Origin of the sequence: Erwinia psychrophila, from assembly GCF_039023475.1 — a bacterium.
Lineage (GTDB): Bacteria > Pseudomonadota > Gammaproteobacteria > Enterobacterales > Enterobacteriaceae > Erwinia.
Window position 1 is genome coordinate 499973 of record NZ_JBCHVB010000001.1, and the last position, 15694, is coordinate 515666.

Annotated in this window: 16 protein-coding genes; 9 read left to right on the forward strand and 7 right to left on the reverse strand. The window is 55.4% G+C overall.

Annotated elements, in window-relative coordinates:
* Window positions 1-27: 27 nt before the first annotated feature.
* Complete coding sequence (locus tag AAH446_RS02255) at window positions 28-354, reverse strand: YnfA family protein (RefSeq protein ID WP_342905788.1); 327 nt, start codon at window positions 352-354, stop codon at window positions 28-30.
* A gap of 141 nt (window positions 355-495) precedes the next feature.
* Here AAH446_RS02255 and AAH446_RS02260 point away from each other — a divergent pair, with 141 nt between their 5' ends.
* Both AAH446_RS02260 and AAH446_RS02265 read left to right on the forward strand, forming a co-directional pair.
* Window positions 496-843, forward strand: coding sequence for a DUF1283 family protein (locus AAH446_RS02260; protein ID WP_342905789.1), 348 nt, complete (start codon window positions 496-498; stop codon window positions 841-843).
* A gap of 48 nt (window positions 844-891) precedes the next feature.
* Window positions 892-1191, forward strand: a complete 300-nt coding sequence (locus AAH446_RS02265) for a DUF1161 domain-containing protein (protein WP_342905106.1) — start codon at window positions 892-894, stop codon at window positions 1189-1191.
* A gap of 168 nt (window positions 1192-1359) precedes the next feature.
* Here the strand turns inward: AAH446_RS02265 and AAH446_RS02270 are convergent, their stop codons facing one another.
* Window positions 1360-2826 carry an MDR family MFS transporter gene (locus tag AAH446_RS02270; RefSeq protein WP_342905107.1) on the reverse strand — a complete coding sequence of 489 codons (1467 nt, stop codon included), beginning with the start codon at window positions 2824-2826 and terminating at the stop codon, window positions 1360-1362.
* 418 nt (window positions 2827-3244) lie between these two features.
* Here AAH446_RS02270 and osmY point away from each other — a divergent pair, with 418 nt between their 5' ends.
* Genes osmY through osmV form a run of 4 tightly spaced genes read left to right on the forward strand, consistent with a single transcriptional unit; the run spans window position 3245 to window position 6693 of the window.
* Window positions 3245-3961, forward strand: a complete 717-nt coding sequence (gene osmY / locus AAH446_RS02275) for an osmoprotectant ABC transporter permease OsmY (protein WP_342905108.1) — start codon at window positions 3245-3247, stop codon at window positions 3959-3961.
* Window positions 3962-3979: 18 nt separating this feature from the next.
* Window positions 3980-4900 carry a glycine betaine ABC transporter substrate-binding protein gene (locus tag AAH446_RS02280; protein ID WP_342905109.1) on the forward strand — a complete coding sequence of 307 codons (921 nt, stop codon included), beginning with the start codon at window positions 3980-3982 and terminating at the stop codon, window positions 4898-4900.
* Window positions 4901-4909: 9 nt separating this feature from the next.
* The gene (gene osmW, locus AAH446_RS02285) at window positions 4910-5557 is read left to right on the forward strand and encodes an osmoprotectant ABC transporter permease OsmW (RefSeq protein WP_342905110.1); all 648 of its coding nucleotides are present in this window, start codon (window positions 4910-4912) and stop codon (window positions 5555-5557) included.
* Entirely contained in the window at window positions 5557-6693 is a 1137-nt protein-coding gene (osmV, locus tag AAH446_RS02290) for an osmoprotectant ABC transporter ATP-binding protein OsmV (protein ID WP_342905111.1), read from the forward strand. Before osmW ends, osmV begins: the two co-directional genes overlap by 1 nt.
* Before the next feature lie 130 nt (window positions 6694-6823).
* Here the strand turns inward: osmV and bioD are convergent, their stop codons facing one another.
* From bioD to AAH446_RS02305, 3 genes are all read right to left on the reverse strand, one after another.
* On the reverse strand, window positions 6824-7501 hold the full coding sequence (gene bioD, locus AAH446_RS02295) for a dethiobiotin synthase (protein WP_342905112.1): 678 nt from the start codon (window positions 7499-7501) through the stop codon (window positions 6824-6826).
* Between the two features lie 146 nt (window positions 7502-7647).
* Window positions 7648-8865, reverse strand: coding sequence for a sugar metabolism global transcriptional regulator Mlc (gene mlc / locus AAH446_RS02300; RefSeq protein WP_342905113.1), 1218 nt, complete (start codon window positions 8863-8865; stop codon window positions 7648-7650).
* A gap of 136 nt (window positions 8866-9001) precedes the next feature.
* Entirely contained in the window at window positions 9002-9895 is an 894-nt protein-coding gene (locus tag AAH446_RS02305) for a LysR family transcriptional regulator (RefSeq protein ID WP_342905114.1), read from the reverse strand.
* Window positions 9896-10046: 151 nt separating this feature from the next.
* Here AAH446_RS02305 and AAH446_RS02310 point away from each other — a divergent pair, with 151 nt between their 5' ends.
* A complete protein-coding gene (locus AAH446_RS02310) occupies window positions 10047-11249 on the forward strand; it encodes an MFS transporter (RefSeq protein ID WP_463322776.1) in 1203 nt (400 codons plus the stop codon).
* A 126-nt stretch (window positions 11250-11375) separates the two neighbouring features.
* Here AAH446_RS02310 and msrA read toward each other — a convergent pair whose 3' ends face one another.
* Both msrA and AAH446_RS02320 read right to left on the reverse strand, forming a co-directional pair.
* Window positions 11376-11906: a peptide-methionine (S)-S-oxide reductase MsrA gene (gene msrA / locus AAH446_RS02315; RefSeq protein WP_342905115.1), complete on the reverse strand. Its 531-nt coding sequence runs from the start codon at window positions 11904-11906 to the stop codon at window positions 11376-11378.
* 11 nt (window positions 11907-11917) lie between these two features.
* On the reverse strand, window positions 11918-12580 hold the full coding sequence (locus AAH446_RS02320; protein ID WP_342905116.1) for a TetR/AcrR family transcriptional regulator: 663 nt from the start codon (window positions 12578-12580) through the stop codon (window positions 11918-11920).
* Between the two features lie 292 nt (window positions 12581-12872).
* Here AAH446_RS02320 and bhsA point away from each other — a divergent pair, with 292 nt between their 5' ends.
* Together bhsA and AAH446_RS02330 are read left to right on the forward strand one after the other, a co-directional pair.
* Entirely contained in the window at window positions 12873-13130 is a 258-nt protein-coding gene (bhsA, locus tag AAH446_RS02325; protein WP_342905117.1) for a multiple stress resistance protein BhsA, read from the forward strand.
* A 437-nt stretch (window positions 13131-13567) separates the two neighbouring features.
* Entirely contained in the window at window positions 13568-15607 is a 2040-nt protein-coding gene (locus AAH446_RS02330; RefSeq protein WP_463322760.1) for a choline transporter, read from the forward strand.
* Window positions 15608-15694 lie beyond the last annotated feature (87 nt).

Below are 15694 nucleotides of genomic sequence, written 5' to 3' on the forward strand. Positions count from 1 at the left end.
CAGGCGGCAGCAATGCCGCTTAATCCGCTAAGCCCGTCCCCAGCCCGCCACGATAATCAACATCCCGCCGAGCGCCAGCGCGGCACCCAGCCAGTCATACTGGCTCAGCTTCACGCCATCCACCAGGCGCAGCCACATTAGCGCAGTCACCACGTAGACGCCGCCGTAGGCAGCATAGACACGTCCGCTGGCCGCGGGATGAAGCGTTAACAGCCAGACAAAGAGCGCGAGGCTGGCTGCCGCAGGGAGCAGGAGCAGCGCCGGGCCGCCCTTTTTCAGCCAGAGCCAGGGAAGAAAACAGCCGACGATTTCGGCCAGCGCGGTCAGAAAAAACAGCAGTGAAGTTTTTAACAGCATGAAATAGTCTCTGAATGCTAAACGGACGGGTGGTCGCTGGTGAGCCCTTTTGTACTGATGATATACTGTATAGAGCGTTTATCGCAGCCGCTCCGGTTACGATTTCTTGCCATAAAGGAACCCAAGATGAAAATGACCATGAAAAACTGGCAGGCACCGCTGGCCAGGATGGCTCTGCCGCTGGTGCTTTTTAGCGCCCTCTTCAGCATACAGCACGCAGCCCAGGCCAGAACCGACCGGCTGATCATTCAGGATGGGAATAACGCCCTGACCACTGAAGAAGCCCGACAGCAAAAAGAGCAGTGGGATGAAACGAATCGTCTGCGTAGCAAGGTGAATACCCGCGTTGAAAAAGAGTTCGACAAAACCGATCGTGCTTTTGATACCCGCGACAGCTGCGAGCAAAGCCTGAACGTCAACCTGTACTGGGAACCGAATACGCTGCGCTGTCTCGATCGCCGTACCGGACGTCCTGCCATGCCCTGATTCGCTCAGGACTGCTATAGTTATCACGAGCTCATTACACAGGATAAGATGATGAAAGGTTTAAAGTGGATTTTCCCCGCACTGCTGGTTGCTGCACCGCTGGCTGCTCAGGCATCTTGCGAATCAGTAAAGGCAGATATCAGCCAGAAAATTATCAATAACGGCGTGCCTGAGTCTGGTTTTACGTTGGAGATTGTGCCCAACGATCAGGCTGACCAGGCGGGCGGACAGGTTGTCGGCCACTGTGAGAATGACTCTCACAAAATCGTCTATAAGCGTGGCGGTATGGAAGGTGATACCACCGCTCCGGCAGCGGCCGGTTCCTCCGAAGATACCCCCGCTGCATAATGGCAAAGGGCCGCTGATGCGGCCCTTTCTTTGTCTGTCAACAGACGGAATACCCTACAGAGAGCGTAGTAAAATCAATCTATACCCACAGATACGACCCGAATTAATCCGGATATCCTCTGAACTCCGGTTTTTAGCTCCCTTCTCCTTCTTTCCACCTTAGCTGCATTATGCCTCCCGGCGGGCGGGCTTCTGCGCCGGTATCATCCGGGCGATCAGCAGGCTGCAAACGGCAATGCCTACCGATACCGCAAAGACCCAGTGCAGCGAGGCGGCGATTTCCGTCACCATCTGCCCCAGGCTGCCTGAGTTCAGCGCCTCACGCTGCGTATGCGACATCAGCTGCTGAACCGGATCGCTGTGTTCCGGCAGGCGGACCATCAGGTTGTAATTAAGCACTGCGCCCATTACAGCCGTACCCAGCGCGGAACCCAGCATGCGGCTGAACATGATGGAGGCGGTGCAGATGCCGCCGATATGAAATTCCGCGCTGTTCTGGACCGCAATAAGGAAGGTGGTGCTGGTCATACCCATCCCCGTCCCAATCACAAAGGCGGAAAAGCCTGCATGCAGAATACCGCTGTTGCTGTTCAGCGTCAGCAGCAGTGCGGTGCCGGCAATCAGCAGCAGCGAGCCAAGCTGCGCGGTAAAACGATAGGATGTCCGGAGCATCAGCCTGCCGCTAAGCGTGCTGGCGAGCGGCCAGCCTATCGACATCATTGCCAGCGCGCTGCCTGCCTGTAGCGGCGTACCGCCATTCACGCCCTGAATCCAGGTGGGCAGAAAGGCGCTGATCCCCATCATCGCGGCCCCGATAACCAGGTTTCCGGCATTGCCCGCCACTATGGTGCGGCTCTGCCAGATCGCCAGCGGGAAAAGCGGTTCAGCCGATTTTTTCTCATGCCGTAAAAGCGCGGCGCCGGCCATTAAGGCGAGCGCGAGCAGACCGATGATCCAGTAGCCCAGCGATTCTGCCTGCAGCAGCGCCGCCAGCAGCGCGGTGACGGTCAGCATTAACAGGCCGCTGCCAGCCAGATTCAGTTTCTGACCCTGTTCGTTACGCGATTCCGGAAACCAGCGGGCCAGCATCAGCATGGAAATAATGCCGATCGGGACGTTCACCCAGAAGATCAGCGCCCAGTTAAAATGTTGCACAATCCAGGCACCGCTGAGCGGACCGACGATCGCAGAGATCCCCCAGACGCTGGAGAGCCAGCCCTGTATGCCTGCCCGCTCTTCGGGCTCATAGACATCAGCAATAATGGTCGCCGTAAGCGGCATAATCGCGCCCGCACCAAGCCCCTGAAACGCACGAAACAGGATCAGCCATGCCATGCTGGTTGCGAAGCCGCAGAGCACCGAGCCCACCAGAAAGAGCGTGGTGCCGATAAAAAAGACGCGTTTACGTCCCCACAAATCGGCCAGCCTGCCATAAATAGGCACGCTTACGGCCTGAGTCAGCAGGTAAATAGAGAAGACCCAACCGAACTGCGAAAATCCACCCAGTTCAGCCACAATGGTCGGCATGGCCGTGGCCACGATGGTGACCTCAATGGCCGCCATAAACATCGCCAGCATGGCGGCAATCAGTATCCAGTGACGATGCGCCACCTGAGTTGTACTCGTTTCAGTCATCGCTTTCCTTCCTCTGCTTCCTTCATCCTGGCCTGATTTTCAGGAGGAAGTTTCCGAATTGTGCTGTTCTCAATGTGACGTTGTCACCTAAAGGGCCGCTATTTTCTGATGATGGCATAAGGCCTGTTACCGCAACGGCTTAAGAAGAATATGTGTAAAAACTATCCTGCTGATTTTCCGCCAGAAACTGGCAACTGGCGGTGCAGGCTGCTATAGATTTTAAGGCACTTTTGCCTTCCCGCTGATGGGAGGTGTCAAAAAGTGAAATTTTTCTGTAAGAAACTGCGATACCGGGTTTGAGAGGCGCTGCCGTTTTCAGTCTCTCTTTGGTTTCGCGATAACGCATAACAAGGGCGTTTTGTGACCCTCCTGTCGCAGAAGGCACCTGATAATTTGATCATCTGGGAGAATCTACTCAATGCAAAACGCAACGCTTCTCCGGCGTGCCGCGCTTGCCATCCTGTTTATCGCAGCGGTGCTGGGCCTGCTGGTTTATGGACTGGGGCTGGAAACCATCAAAGCCCGGCAGGTCGATCTGATTTACCTGGGCCGGCAACATATGCTGTTAGTCTTCTGGTCGATGCTGTTTGCGCTACTGGTCGGCATTCCGAGCGGCATTATCCTCAGTCGCCCTGCCGCGCGTCGCTGGGCAGAATATGTGATGCAAATCTTTAACGTGGGCAACACCCTGCCGCCGCTGGCCGTTCTTGCGCTGGCAATGGTCATTATCGGCATCGGCGACCGCCCGGCGATCATTGCGCTGTTTCTCGCCTCCCTGCTCCCCATTGTCCGTAACACCTATGCCGGCCTCTCCTCTGTTCCCGCTTCGCTGATTGAGGCGGCTAACGGCATCGGCATGACCAAAATGCAGCGGTTATGGCAGGTTGAACTCCCTGACGCCTGGCCAGTGATGCTTTCCGGCATTCGTATCGCGACGGCAATCAACGTCGGTACGGCGCCGCTGGCCTTCCTGATTGGTGCCAGCAGCTATGGCGAGCTGATTTTTCCTGGCATCTACCTTAATGATTTTCCCACGCTTATCCTTGGCGCGGCCGCCACGGCTCTCTTTGCGCTGATTCTGGATTTGCTGCTGGCAGGTTTAGGCCGCCTCTTAAGCCCGCATGCGGCGGTCTGAACAGAACAGGAGCTACTTATGAAAAGCCGTCTAATCCGCTGGCTATCCCTCACTGCCCTGGCGCTGAGCGCCACGCTGGCCCTGAGCAGTCCCGCTTTTGCTGCCGAACCTATTGTTTTTGCCACTAAAAGTTTTACCGAGCAGCACATTCTTTCGGCCATGACCACGCAATATCTGCGTAAAAAAGGGTTCACCGTCGAACCCCGTACCAATATCGCCGCCATTATCGGCCGTAACGCGATGGTTAACCGGCAGGTGGATCTCACCTGGGAATATACCGGCACCTCGCTGATCATTTATAACCACATTAAAAAGCCCATGTCGGCAGATGAAGCCTATCAGACGGTGAAAAAGCTTGATGCCAAACTGGGTCTGGTCTGGCTTGATCCGGCGCCGATGAACAACACCTATGCTTTCGCCATGCAGCGGGAACGGGCCGAAAAGGAGCATATCGAAACGATTTCTCAGCTGGTGGCAAAGATGGACGAGGTCCGTGAAAACGATCCTGATAACAACTGGATGCTGGGACTCGATCTGGAGTTTGCAGGGCGTTCTGATGGTATGAAACCGTTGCAGAAGACCTACAACATGAAACTTGATCGTCCCCAAATCCGTCAGATGGACCCGGGGCTGGTCTACAACGCTATTCGTGACGGCTTTGTGGAGGCCGGTCTGATTTATACCACCGACGGCCGGATCAATGGCTTCGATCTTAAGGTGCTGAAGGACGATAAGGGCTTCTTCCCCAGCTATGCCGCCACGCCGGTAGCCACTCAGGAGACGCTGGATGCCAACCCAGGCCTGGCCGAGGCGCTGAATGCGCTGACGCCGTTAATCACTAATGAGGCGATTACCGAAATGAACAAACGCGTGGATATTGATCATCAGTCGCCACGAAAAGTGGCCAGCGATTTCCTGAAATCCCATGGTTTGCTCTGAGGAGGCGGTATGGAAACAATTAATTTTATGATGGATAACTGGAGCTATATTGCAGCGCTGACCTTTCATCATCTCTGGCTGGTCGGCGTGGCGGTTGGCCTGGCGATCGTCATTGGCGTACCGCTGGGCATTTTGATTGTGCGTGCCAAATGGCTGGCGACGCCGGTACTCGGTATTGCCACTATTGTGCTGACCATTCCGTCAATTGCCCTGTTTGGGCTGATGATCCCGCTGTTTTCAATGATAGGTCAGGGGATCGGCGTGGTACCGGCGGTCTCCGCCGTCTTTCTTTACTCGCTGCTGCCTGTCGTGCGCAATACCCACACGGCGCTTGAAAACCTGCCGGGCGGCCTGCGCGAAGCGGGACGCGGTATCGGCATGACCTTCTGGCAGCGGCTGCGCTGGGTTGAGATCCCGATGGCGCTGCCGGTTATCTTTGGCGGTATCCGCACCGCCGTGGTGATGAATGTCGGCGTGATGGCGATCGCCGCCGTGATTGGCGCCGGAGGGCTTGGCCTGCTGTTATTAGACGGCATCAGCGGCAGCGACATCCGTAAGCTGATTGCAGGCGCAGTCATGATTTGTCTGCTGGCGATAATTCTCGACTGGCTGCTGCACCGCCTGCAGCTGGCGCTGACTCCTAAGGGGATTCGATAATGATAAAACTGGAAAACCTCACCAAAACCTTTACTCAAAAAGGGACGGCCTTTAACGCGGTGGATAACGTCAGCCTTAACGTGCCCGAAGGGGAAATGTGCGTCCTGCTCGGCCCTTCCGGCTGCGGGAAAACCACCACGCTGAAGATGATCAATCGCCTTATTCCCGCGACCAGCGGCAAAATACTGATTAACGGGGAAGATACCAGCGGCCTGGATACGGTGACGCTGCGCCGCAATATTGGCTATGTTATTCAGCAAATCGGGCTGTTCCCCAATATGACCATTGAAGAAAATATTACGGTCGTGCCGAGAATGCTGGGCTGGGATAAAAAACGCTGCCGTGAGCGCGCCACTGAGCTGATGAGCATGGTGGCGCTGGACCCGACCAAATTTCTGCACCGCTACCCCCGCGAAATGTCCGGCGGCCAGCAGCAGCGTATCGGAGTGATTCGCGCGCTGGCGGCGGATCCACCGGTGCTGTTAATGGATGAGCCTTTTGGCGCGGTTGACCCCATTAACCGGGAAGTGATCCAGAATGAATTTCTGGATATGCAGCGCCAGCTGAAAAAAACCGTCATGCTGGTCAGTCATGATATCGATGAAGCGCTTAAGCTGGGCGATCGCATCGCCGTGTTCGGCCAGGGGAAAATCGTCCAGTGCGCCAGCCCGGATGAGCTGCTGGCCAAACCGACCAATGAGTTCGTTGGCTCTTTCGTGGGTCAGGACCGCACGCTCAAGCGACTTTTGCTAGTACAGGCAGGCGATGTGACCGATCAGCAGCCCACCCTTACGGTGCGGAAGTCCACCCCGCTCGCCGAAGCGTTTGGCACCATGGACGACAACGATCTGCGCTTTATTACGGTTGTGGACGATGACGGCAAACCGCTGGGCTTTGTGAAACGCCGCGAGGCGCGGGGAGCTGCCGGTCCCTGTTCCGATATGCTGAATAAGTTTACCGTTACCGCCCGCGCCGAAGAGAATCTCCGCGTCGTGCTTTCCAAACTCTACGAGCATAACCTTGTCTGGATGCCGATAGTCGATGAAGAAGGCCGCTACAGCGGGGAAATTTCGCAGGATTACATCGCAGGCTACCTGAGTTCCGGCCGCACCCGCCGCGCATTAAATCAGGGCTGATGAATCCTTGTCACCCGACTCTGTCCGGTAAAGAAGGCAGTTAAATGAGAAAAGCGCCCACAGGGCGCTTTTTTTACATGGTGATAAGACAGATAAGCTGATGCCATGCGTTTTGAAATGATGGCGGACACTATGTCCGTTCCTGCTGCGCGCTGTTGAGATCGATATATTTTGCCAGGTCCCGTCCTTCCGCCCTGGGAAGATAGGGAAGCTCCCCAAGCAGCGGCGCCTCAATCTTCTGGCTGAGAACCGCAATGATCTCCGCGTAGTGTGCCAGTCCCGGATTGATGCGGTTGGCGACCCAGCCAAGCAGCGGCAGGCCGTCCTGCTGAATGGCCTGTGCCGTTAACAGCGCATGGCTGATACAGCCCAGTTTAATGCCGACGACCAGCACGACCGGCAGCCGCTCTTCTACCGCCCATTCTGAAAGGGGGCGCAGATCGTTCATCAGGCTGCGCCAGCCCCCGGTGCCTTCTACCACAACGTGATCCGCCTGCGCATGCAGCGAGGCCAGCCCCTGGCTCAGCAAGCGGTAATCGACCGGCATATCCTGGCTGGTGCTGATCTCATCCTCTATCAGCGTAACGGGATTGATGGCGGAATAAGGCAGCTCCAGAGAGGAAGATGCCTGTAAAATGAGCGCATCTTTATTTCGCAAGCCCTGCGCTGTTTGCTGGCTGCCCTTAGCGACGGGCTTGTAGCCTGCCGTGCGTTTATTCCCTTCAGCCAGTTTCTGTAATAACGCCCGGCTGACTACCGTTTTCCCGACCTCAGTATCGGTGCCTGTGACAAATAAACGCTTTAACATGCTCCACCCCAGGCCTGCTTTGACCATAAATGATAAACACTGGTTAACATTACAAGCGGGAAATGTTAGGTCAGGCCGTCGCGAAGCAGCTTGCGTTAGCGCAATATTTTGTCACAAATTACGATTTTGCGTTGGGAAGCGGACATTTATCCCTGAAGCAGTCTGACCAGCAGCGTACCGTTATACAGGGCGTCCTTAACCAGCGCCGCGCCGGGCATAGTACCAAGATTATAGAAATGGGTAGAGGCCACCTCGATATCATTGCTGTAGGCGGGAAGCGACTGACGGCGGATAGCGTCGGCAATGGCGGGATGGAGGATTTCCTTTGCCCGGTTAAGCGGAGAACCTATCAAAATTTTTTGTGGGTTGAACAGGTTGACCATAATGGCCAGCACGCGCCCCACGCTCTGTCCGACGCCGGTAATGATCTCATTCGCCAGTCGGTCGCCGTTCATCGCCGCATCGCACAAGGTGTCCAGGCTCAGCGGATAGTTGTGCAGGCTCGTTTCTGAGGAGGAGTGCATGCGCTGTGCGGCCAGCTCAAGCAGGTTTTCAGTACTGGCGACGGTTTCCAGACAGCCATGATTGCCGCAGTAGCACTGTTTGCCGTTCGGATCGACCTGCGTATGGCCTATCTCCACCAGCGTACTGCTGCCGCTGTGCAACAACCTGCCGCCGGTGATAACACCCGCTCCCACATTGTGATCGATCACCACCTGAATCACGTCCCTGACATCTTTAGAAGCCCCAAACAGCGCCTCCGCCATGGTCCAGGCGCAGATATCGTGCTGGATGTAAACCGGCAGGCCGGTGCGCTTTTCCAGTTCGGGCCCCAGCGGCATATCTTTCACGTCATAAAACGGCATGCGGTGAACGATGCCTTTATCCGTGTTAAGAATGCCCGGCAGGGTGATGGCAATGGCGGTCAGGCGCTCCAGTTTCTGCTGATGGCGGATAAAAAATGCGTCAATCCCGGCAACAATACGGGCGAGCAGCGGTTCATCATCCTCTACCGGCAGCGGGCAAAGTTCTTCCACCACCAGCGCGCTGCTCAGATCCCGCAGCGCATAAGTGATTTCACCATTGCCGATGCGGGCCGATAAATAGTGCCAGGCGACGGTATCCAGGATCAGACCCACCGCCGGACGACCCCGGCTGCCCGCATCCTGAAACTCGGTCTCCTGCACCAGGTGAGCTTCCAGCATTTCACGCACGATTTTGGTGATGCTGGCAGGAGCGAGCTGGGCTTTTTTGGACAGGTCGATGCGCGAGATCGGGCCAAACCGATCGATAAGCCGGTAGACTGCGCCGGCATTTGTCTGTTTGATCTGGTCAATATGGCCAGGCTGACCGTCCGTTATCACACCCCTGCTCCCACTTATTTTCGCGCTTCAAAATAAACCATTCTGTCATGGTGAAACACTTCGCTACACGGCGTCAAATATTTGATTCGGAATGTGATTAGCCGCACATAAAATCGTGGTAATGCCCGAAAAAACGTCAGGCATCCGCCTGTAAAAGTAAGCTTTTCATCCGTTGCATGACCGCCCGCATCTCCCGTCGTGCTGACCAGACCAGCCAGACTTCAGACCAGGCGTCCTCCTCCAGCAGCGGGATCCAGCAGAGATCTTGCAGCCGGACGCGCCGGAAGGAGTCCGGCAATATGGAAACGCCCAGCCCGGTCGCCACCAGCCCCAGAATCGTCATCGCTTCGCCTACCTCCTGGGCGATGTCCGGCACGATCTGATAGCGTGCAAGCAGCGCCAGGGTGTCACTGTAAAGCGCCGTGCCCACGCTGGGATCGAAGAAAACGAAAGGTTCACTCGCCAGGTCGGTCACAGAGATCGATGCTTTTCCCGCCAGCCGGTGCGCCCGGTGCACTACCGCAAACAGCGGTTCCCTCAGGATTAGCTGGTGCTGCAATGTTGCGGGCAGCGCCGTGTTGCGCATGACGCCCAAATCCAGGCGCCCCTCATTCAGCGGCTCAAGCTGCTGACGGGTATTGATCTCCTGCATCTGAATATGCACCGACGGGTGGCGCTGCCGGAAGGTGAAAAGCGCATCGGAAACCACAGAGATAAAGGGTGCTGAAGAGGTAAAGCCGATCCTGAGTTCGCCCTCATCGCCGCGGTGCAGCCGCGAGGCTTTATCTGCTGCCAGCGTCACGCTGTGCAGAATCTGGCGGGCATCCACCAGAAAGGCCTGACCGGCCACAGTGAGCTGCACGCTGCGATTCGTTCTGGCAAACAGTCTGGCGCCAACCTGCTGTTCAAGCGTCTGGATCTGCTGGCTGAGGGGCGGTTGTGAGATGTTCAGCCGCTGGGCGGCATGACCAAAATGCAGCTCCTCGGCAACGGCAATGAAGTAGCGCAGATGGCGCAGCTCAATATTCATATTTTAAACATATCATTTAAGAGTATTAATATATTAGACAGCATATTCACCGCTTATTACAGTGATCTGACACTTTCTCCCTTCTGTCAGGAAACCGGATGTGAATCGCTTTGCTCAGTTGACCGGGCTGAAACAGAGCCGCGACCGTGCCGTGCGGCCAGATGTTTCAGGCAGTGAACATATTAAACGCGGGACGCGCGACTACCTCCTTGCCACGCTGGCGCTGTTCTCCGCCGGGCTTGCCACCTTCGCGCTTCTCTATTGCGTGCAGCCACTGATGCCCGCGCTTTCTGAAGAGTTTGGCGTTTCACCAGCCGCCAGCAGTCTCTCTCTGTCGGTTTCGACTGGCCTGCTCGCCCTGGGCTTGCTGATTACCGGCCCGCTGTCAGACGCCGTTGGCCGCAAGTCGGTGATGGTAACCGCCCTGCTGATGGCTGCGGTGTTCACGCTGATCTCTGCCGGCATGAGCAGCTGGCACGGCGTGCTGGCGATGCGGGCGCTAACCGGGCTGGCACTGAGCGGCGTGGCGGCGGTTGGCATGACCTGGCTGAGCGAAGAGGTACATCCCTCTGCCCTTGCCTTTTCCATGGGGCTCTATATCAGCGGAAACTCCATCGGCGGCATGAGTGGCAGGTTGCTGAGCGGTATTATTGCCGATTTCAGCTCATGGCGGATCGCCGTTAGCGTGACGGGCTGTTTCGCGCTGGCCGCTGCGCTGCTGTTCTGGAAAATTTTGCCCCCTTCCCGACACTTCCGGCCTGCGTCGCTGAAGCCGCGGAGCCTGATGATCGGCTTCCGCCTGCACTGGCGCGATCCGGGCCTGCCGCTGCTGTTTGCCGAAGGTTTTCTGCTGATGGGCGCCTTTGTGACGCTGTTTAACTATATTGGCTACCGCCTGATGGCGCCGCCCTGGTCACTGAGTCAGGCGGTAGTGGGTCTGCTGTCGGTTGTTTATCTGACGGGCTCCTGGAGCTCTCCCCGGGCGGGCGCATTGACCGCCCGATATGGCCGCGCGCCGGTATTACTCCTCGCCACAGCGGTAATGTTAGCCGGGGCGTTGCTGACGTTAAGCAGCCACCTGCCGGGAATACTGGCGGGTATGATGCTCTTCACCGCCGGATTTTTTGCCGCCCATGCCGTCGCCAGCGGCTGGATAGGCCCACGGGCTCGCCGGGCGCGGGGCCAGGCTTCATCCCTCTACCTGTTCAGCTACTACCTCGGTTCCAGCCTGGCCGGGACGCCGGGCGGCATTTTCTGGACGCATTTTGGCTGGGGTGGCATCACGGCCTTTATCGCTTCGCTGCTTGGAGTGGCGCTGCTGGTCGGGCTGAGATTAAGCAGGAAGCAGGTTTAGCGGCAGGAGCAGCATAATATCCGGGTAAGATGAACGGACGTTCGGAAGGGGAAATGCACGTATTCGGCTTAAGGTAAGCGCGCCAGCAGCTTCGGAAAGGTGCTGGCGTCTGAGAAAGCTCAGGGTTTACTTCGTTTTATCTGCGTAACGCTTATGCAGTTTTTGCAGCTTCGGTGGGATCACCGCCATGCAGTAGCGATTCTCCTGTCCTTCGCCCTCCCAGTAGTTCTGGTGATAATCTTCGGCAGGATACCATTCCGCTGCCTTTTCAATGGTCGTCACGACAGGGTCGCTGTGATCGGCCTGAGCACGGGCAATCGCGGCTTTGGCTTCGATGGCCTGTGCTTCGCTGGCCGGAAAAATGGCTGAACGGTACTGCGTGCCGATATCGTTACCCTGGCGGTTAAGCTGAGTAGGATCGTGGGTGGCAAAGCTGATATCCAGCAGCTCCCCGTAGCTAATTTTCTCGGGATCGAAACCCAGACGAATCGCTTCGGCGTGGCCGGTGTCGCCGTCACATACCTGTCGGTAAGTAGGATTGACTACCTCTCCGCCCGTATAGCCGCTTTCAACGGTTTCGACACCGTTAATCTGTTTGAAAACCGCTTCGGTACACCAGAAGCAGCCTCCGGCGATGGTTGCATATTCTAAGGTCATAAAGACTCCTGTTATAAACTTACGGCTTCGGTTACATCAGCGCCCAGCCGGCTAAGCGTAGGCCATTGCTGCATCAATGTCGTGATAATCTCATCCAGATCTTCACGGGTCGCACCTTCGCGCGCCCGGACTGACATTCCCTGTAACAGGCAGACCAGATAGCCTGCCAGTCCGTCAATATTGGTCCCTGCCCCCAGCTCCCCCTTCTGCTGACGTTCAAGAAGAAACGTTTTCAGTTCATTTTCCTGATTGCGATGGCGGTCACGGAGCATATCGGCAACGCCTGCTGAGTCAGCAGAGAGGGCCGTGGAGGTACAGATAAAAAAGCAGCCCGCCGGGTTGTTGCCGTCGGTAAAACAGAGCGCCGTAGAACGAAAATAGCGCTCAACGCCCTCCATCACGCTGATGTCGGGACAGCAGAGGGCCGTTTTTCGCTGACCGGAAAATCTTTCCGTATAGCGCTCAACGGCCGCGCGAAACAGCCCCTCTTTATTGGTAAATTCTGCATAAAGCGTCGGGGCTTTGGCTCCCGTCGCTTCCACCAGGTCAGAGAGCGAAGTCCCTTCATAGCCATGGCGCCAGAAAAGCTCAAGCGCTTTGTCTAATGCAGCCTCCCGGTTAAAGGTTTTTGGCCGTCCCCGGTTTTTAGGCAAATTACTCGGGCGGTCAGTCATACATCCTCACTTAGCTGATGCGCTACTGAAATAAATTACCGATCATTATAAAAATTTTACCGACGGCTGTCGAGGTTTCTCTTTTTAACGGATCTGTCCTGCAAAATGCGGGCTTTAATCGTCTTTTTTAAAAATTTATCAGATTAAAGATCAACGGGTTGACCTTTAATTTAACGATCGATAATAAAATGTCATTGACCCGCGGCGTCAGGAGGCATAGCATTTAATTAACGATTGCTAGTAAATAGCAAAAACGAAACAAACCTCACCTGAATTGAAGAGAGATCGCATCATGAAAAACCTGAAAATGACCCTGGCCGCCCTTGCACTCACCTCTATGTCTTTCACCAGCGTTGCTGCCGAATTGGTTGACAGCACGCCGGTTGACCAGCAGAAAGCCGGCGTGATCAGCGCTACGGCAAGTTCCAATTTAACCTCGCTTGAAGCGCAGCTGGCGGAGAAAGCTGAAGTTGCAGGCGCAAAGTCTTTCCGCATTACTTCGACCTCTGGTCAGAACAACCTGCATGGCACCGCCGTCATCTATAAATAACAGCCGCCACCACGCCGTTAGCGTTCCACCGCTGATGGCGTGGTGGCTGTTTCTTCCCATCCGATTTATTATCTGTAATTCCGCTCAGCCCCTCCTCCAGTAAAAGCCAGCAATCCCTTTCACCTCCTGTCTCAGAAGCAAATTAACCTGTAATAACAACATTCTTTCAGTGGTTTAAATTTAGCCGTGTCTCAATCTTTTGATTATTTTTAATTGAATGCTCAATCAATAAAACCTATCCTTGTCGTTAAATATTTTCTGCTAAAGGGTAAGGAGGCGGTTAAATCTAATAATTAAAATAGTTAAAACAACAGGTTAAATTCCATTCTGAGTGCTTCCTCAGTGTAGTTAGCGGATATGCGGCGGGTTTCCCAGTATGCGCTAAGGCACGCTTTGTGAAGGTCAGGACAATTCTTCTGCACGTTATTGGAGAACGTATGCCCGTGACTGTTATTCAAGAAACACCCCAAAAGGACCGCATTAATCCTGTGGTTTTCTACTCTTCCGCATTACTGATCCTGCTGTTTTCATTCACCACGATCTTTTTTACTGATTTCGCCGATCGCGGAATCGATCGCGTGCTGGAATGGGTATCAAATACGTTTGGCTGGTATTATCTGCTCGCCGCAACCCTTTATATTGTCTTTGTCGTCTTTATTGCCGCTTCCCGCTTTGGTTCCATCAAGCTTGGGCCTGAACAGTCAAAGCCGGAGTTCAGCCTGCTGAGCTGGACTGCCATGCTCTTTGCCGCCGGTATCGGCATCGACCTGATGTTTTTCTCCGTGGCAGAGCCGGTGACGCAGTATATGATGCCGCCGGAAGGCCAGGGCCAGACGATGGAAGCCGCGCGTCAGGCAATGGTCTGGACCCTGTTTCACTACGGACTGACCGGCTGGGCGATGTATGCCCTGATGGGGATCGCGCTGGGTTACTTCAGTTACCGCTACGGTCTGCCTCTGACCATCCGCTCCGCTTTGTACCCTATTTTCGGCAAGCGTATTAATGGACCTATCGGCCATTCGGTGGATATTGCCGCCGTTATCGGCACTATATTTGGTATCGCCACCACCTTGGGTATCGGTGTGGTCCAGCTGAACTATGGCCTGAATGTCCTTTTTGATGTACCCGAGGGACTCACCGCGCAGGCAGCCCTGATCGCGCTTTCGGTGATTATGGCGACCATTTCCGTCACCTCCGGCGTAAATAAAGGGATACGTCTCCTTTCAGAACTGAATGTGCTGCTGTCGCTGGGCCTGATTCTGTTCGTTCTGTTTATGGGCGACACGAGTTTTCTGCTTAATGCGCTGGTGCTGAACGTTGGTGACTACATCAACCGCTTTATGGGTATGACCCTCAACAGTTTTGCCTTTGACCGCCCAACCGAGTGGATGAACAACTGGACGCTGTTTTTCTGGGCATGGTGGGTTGCCTGGTCACCGTTTGTGGGACTGTTTCTGGCCCGTATTTCCCGAGGCAGAACCATCCGCCAGTTTGTGGTCGGCACGCTGACCATTCCGTTTATCTTCACCCTGCTGTGGCTGTCGATATTCGGTAACAGCGCATTGCATGAAATTATCCATGGCAATCTTGCGCTGGCCCAGGAAACCGTGGCGCACCCGGAACGTGGCTTCTATAGCCTGCTGGCTCAATACCCCGCTTTTACCTTCAGCGCCTCGGTTGCCACCATTACGGGACTGCTGTTTTATGTGACCTCGGCGGATTCAGGGTCGCTTGTGCTGGGCAACTTCACCTCTCGCCTTGCCGATATTAATAACGATGCGCCAAACTGGCTGCGTATTTTCTGGTCGCTGGCGATCGGTTTGCTGACGCTGGGAATGCTGATGGTTAACGGCATCACTGCGCTACAGAAAACCACGGTGATCATGGGGCTTCCCTTCAGTTTTGTGATGTTCTTTGTGATGGCCGGGCTTTATAAATCGCTTAAGGTCGAGGACCACCGCCGGGCAAGCTGTACGGTGAGTACGCCACCGATTCCGGTGACGCGTGAAGATCGCCTGAACTGGAAGCAGCGCATTTCCCGCGTTATGCACTATCCAGGCAGCACGCATACGAAGAAAATGCTCGATACCGTCTGCCGTCCCGCCATGGAAGAAGTGGCGATGGAGCTGGAGCGCCGTGGTGCGAAAGTCCAGGTCAGTGAACGGCCACCGCTTGAGGATGAGCGCCTCAATCACCTGGAGATGCTGGTGAACCTGGGGGAAGAGCAGAGCTTCCTCTACCAGATCTGGCCTCAGCGTTATTCCGTACCCGGGTTTACCTATCGGGCGCGCAGCGGTAAATCGGATTATTTCCGTCTGGAGACTTTCCTGTTAGAGGGCACCCAGGGGAATGACCTGATGGACTTCACCCGCGAGCAGATCATTAATGACATTCTGGATCAATATGAACGGCATTTAACCTTCCTGCATATTCACCGGGAAGCGCCGGGCAGTACCATGCCTTTCCCCGAAACCTGATCGGTATATTTAAAGGCCACTCTGGAGAGTGGCCTTTCTCTCCTCTGTCCCGATCGGCGCCCTTCTGCGGCCGAACGCCTTTACCGG

Coding starts and splice junctions, on each gene's coding strand:
- AAH446_RS02280 (WP_342905109.1), top strand. CDS start 3,980: ATGAAAAGCCGTCTAATCCGCTGGCTATCCCTCACTGCCCTGGCGCTG.
- osmY (WP_342905108.1), top strand. CDS start 3,245: ATGCAAAACGCAACGCTTCTCCGGCGTGCCGCGCTTGCCATCCTGTTT.
- osmV (WP_342905111.1), top strand. CDS start 5,557: ATGATAAAACTGGAAAACCTCACCAAAACCTTTACTCAAAAAGGGACG.
- AAH446_RS02270 (WP_342905107.1), bottom strand. CDS start 2,826: ATGACTGAAACGAGTACAACTCAGGTGGCGCATCGTCACTGGATACTG.
- bhsA (WP_342905117.1), top strand. CDS start 12,873: ATGAAAAACCTGAAAATGACCCTGGCCGCCCTTGCACTCACCTCTATG.
- AAH446_RS02330 (WP_463322760.1), top strand. CDS start 13,568: ATGCCCGTGACTGTTATTCAAGAAACACCCCAAAAGGACCGCATTAAT.
- AAH446_RS02265 (WP_342905106.1), top strand. CDS start 892: ATGATGAAAGGTTTAAAGTGGATTTTCCCCGCACTGCTGGTTGCTGCA.
- bioD (WP_342905112.1), bottom strand. CDS start 7,501: ATGTTAAAGCGTTTATTTGTCACAGGCACCGATACTGAGGTCGGGAAA.
- AAH446_RS02320 (WP_342905116.1), bottom strand. CDS start 12,580: ATGACTGACCGCCCGAGTAATTTGCCTAAAAACCGGGGACGGCCAAAA.
- AAH446_RS02305 (WP_342905114.1), bottom strand. CDS start 9,895: ATGAATATTGAGCTGCGCCATCTGCGCTACTTCATTGCCGTTGCCGAG.
- msrA (WP_342905115.1), bottom strand. CDS start 11,906: ATGACCTTAGAATATGCAACCATCGCCGGAGGCTGCTTCTGGTGTACC.
- osmW (WP_342905110.1), top strand. CDS start 4,910: ATGGAAACAATTAATTTTATGATGGATAACTGGAGCTATATTGCAGCG.
- AAH446_RS02260 (WP_342905789.1), top strand. CDS start 496: ATGAAAAACTGGCAGGCACCGCTGGCCAGGATGGCTCTGCCGCTGGTG.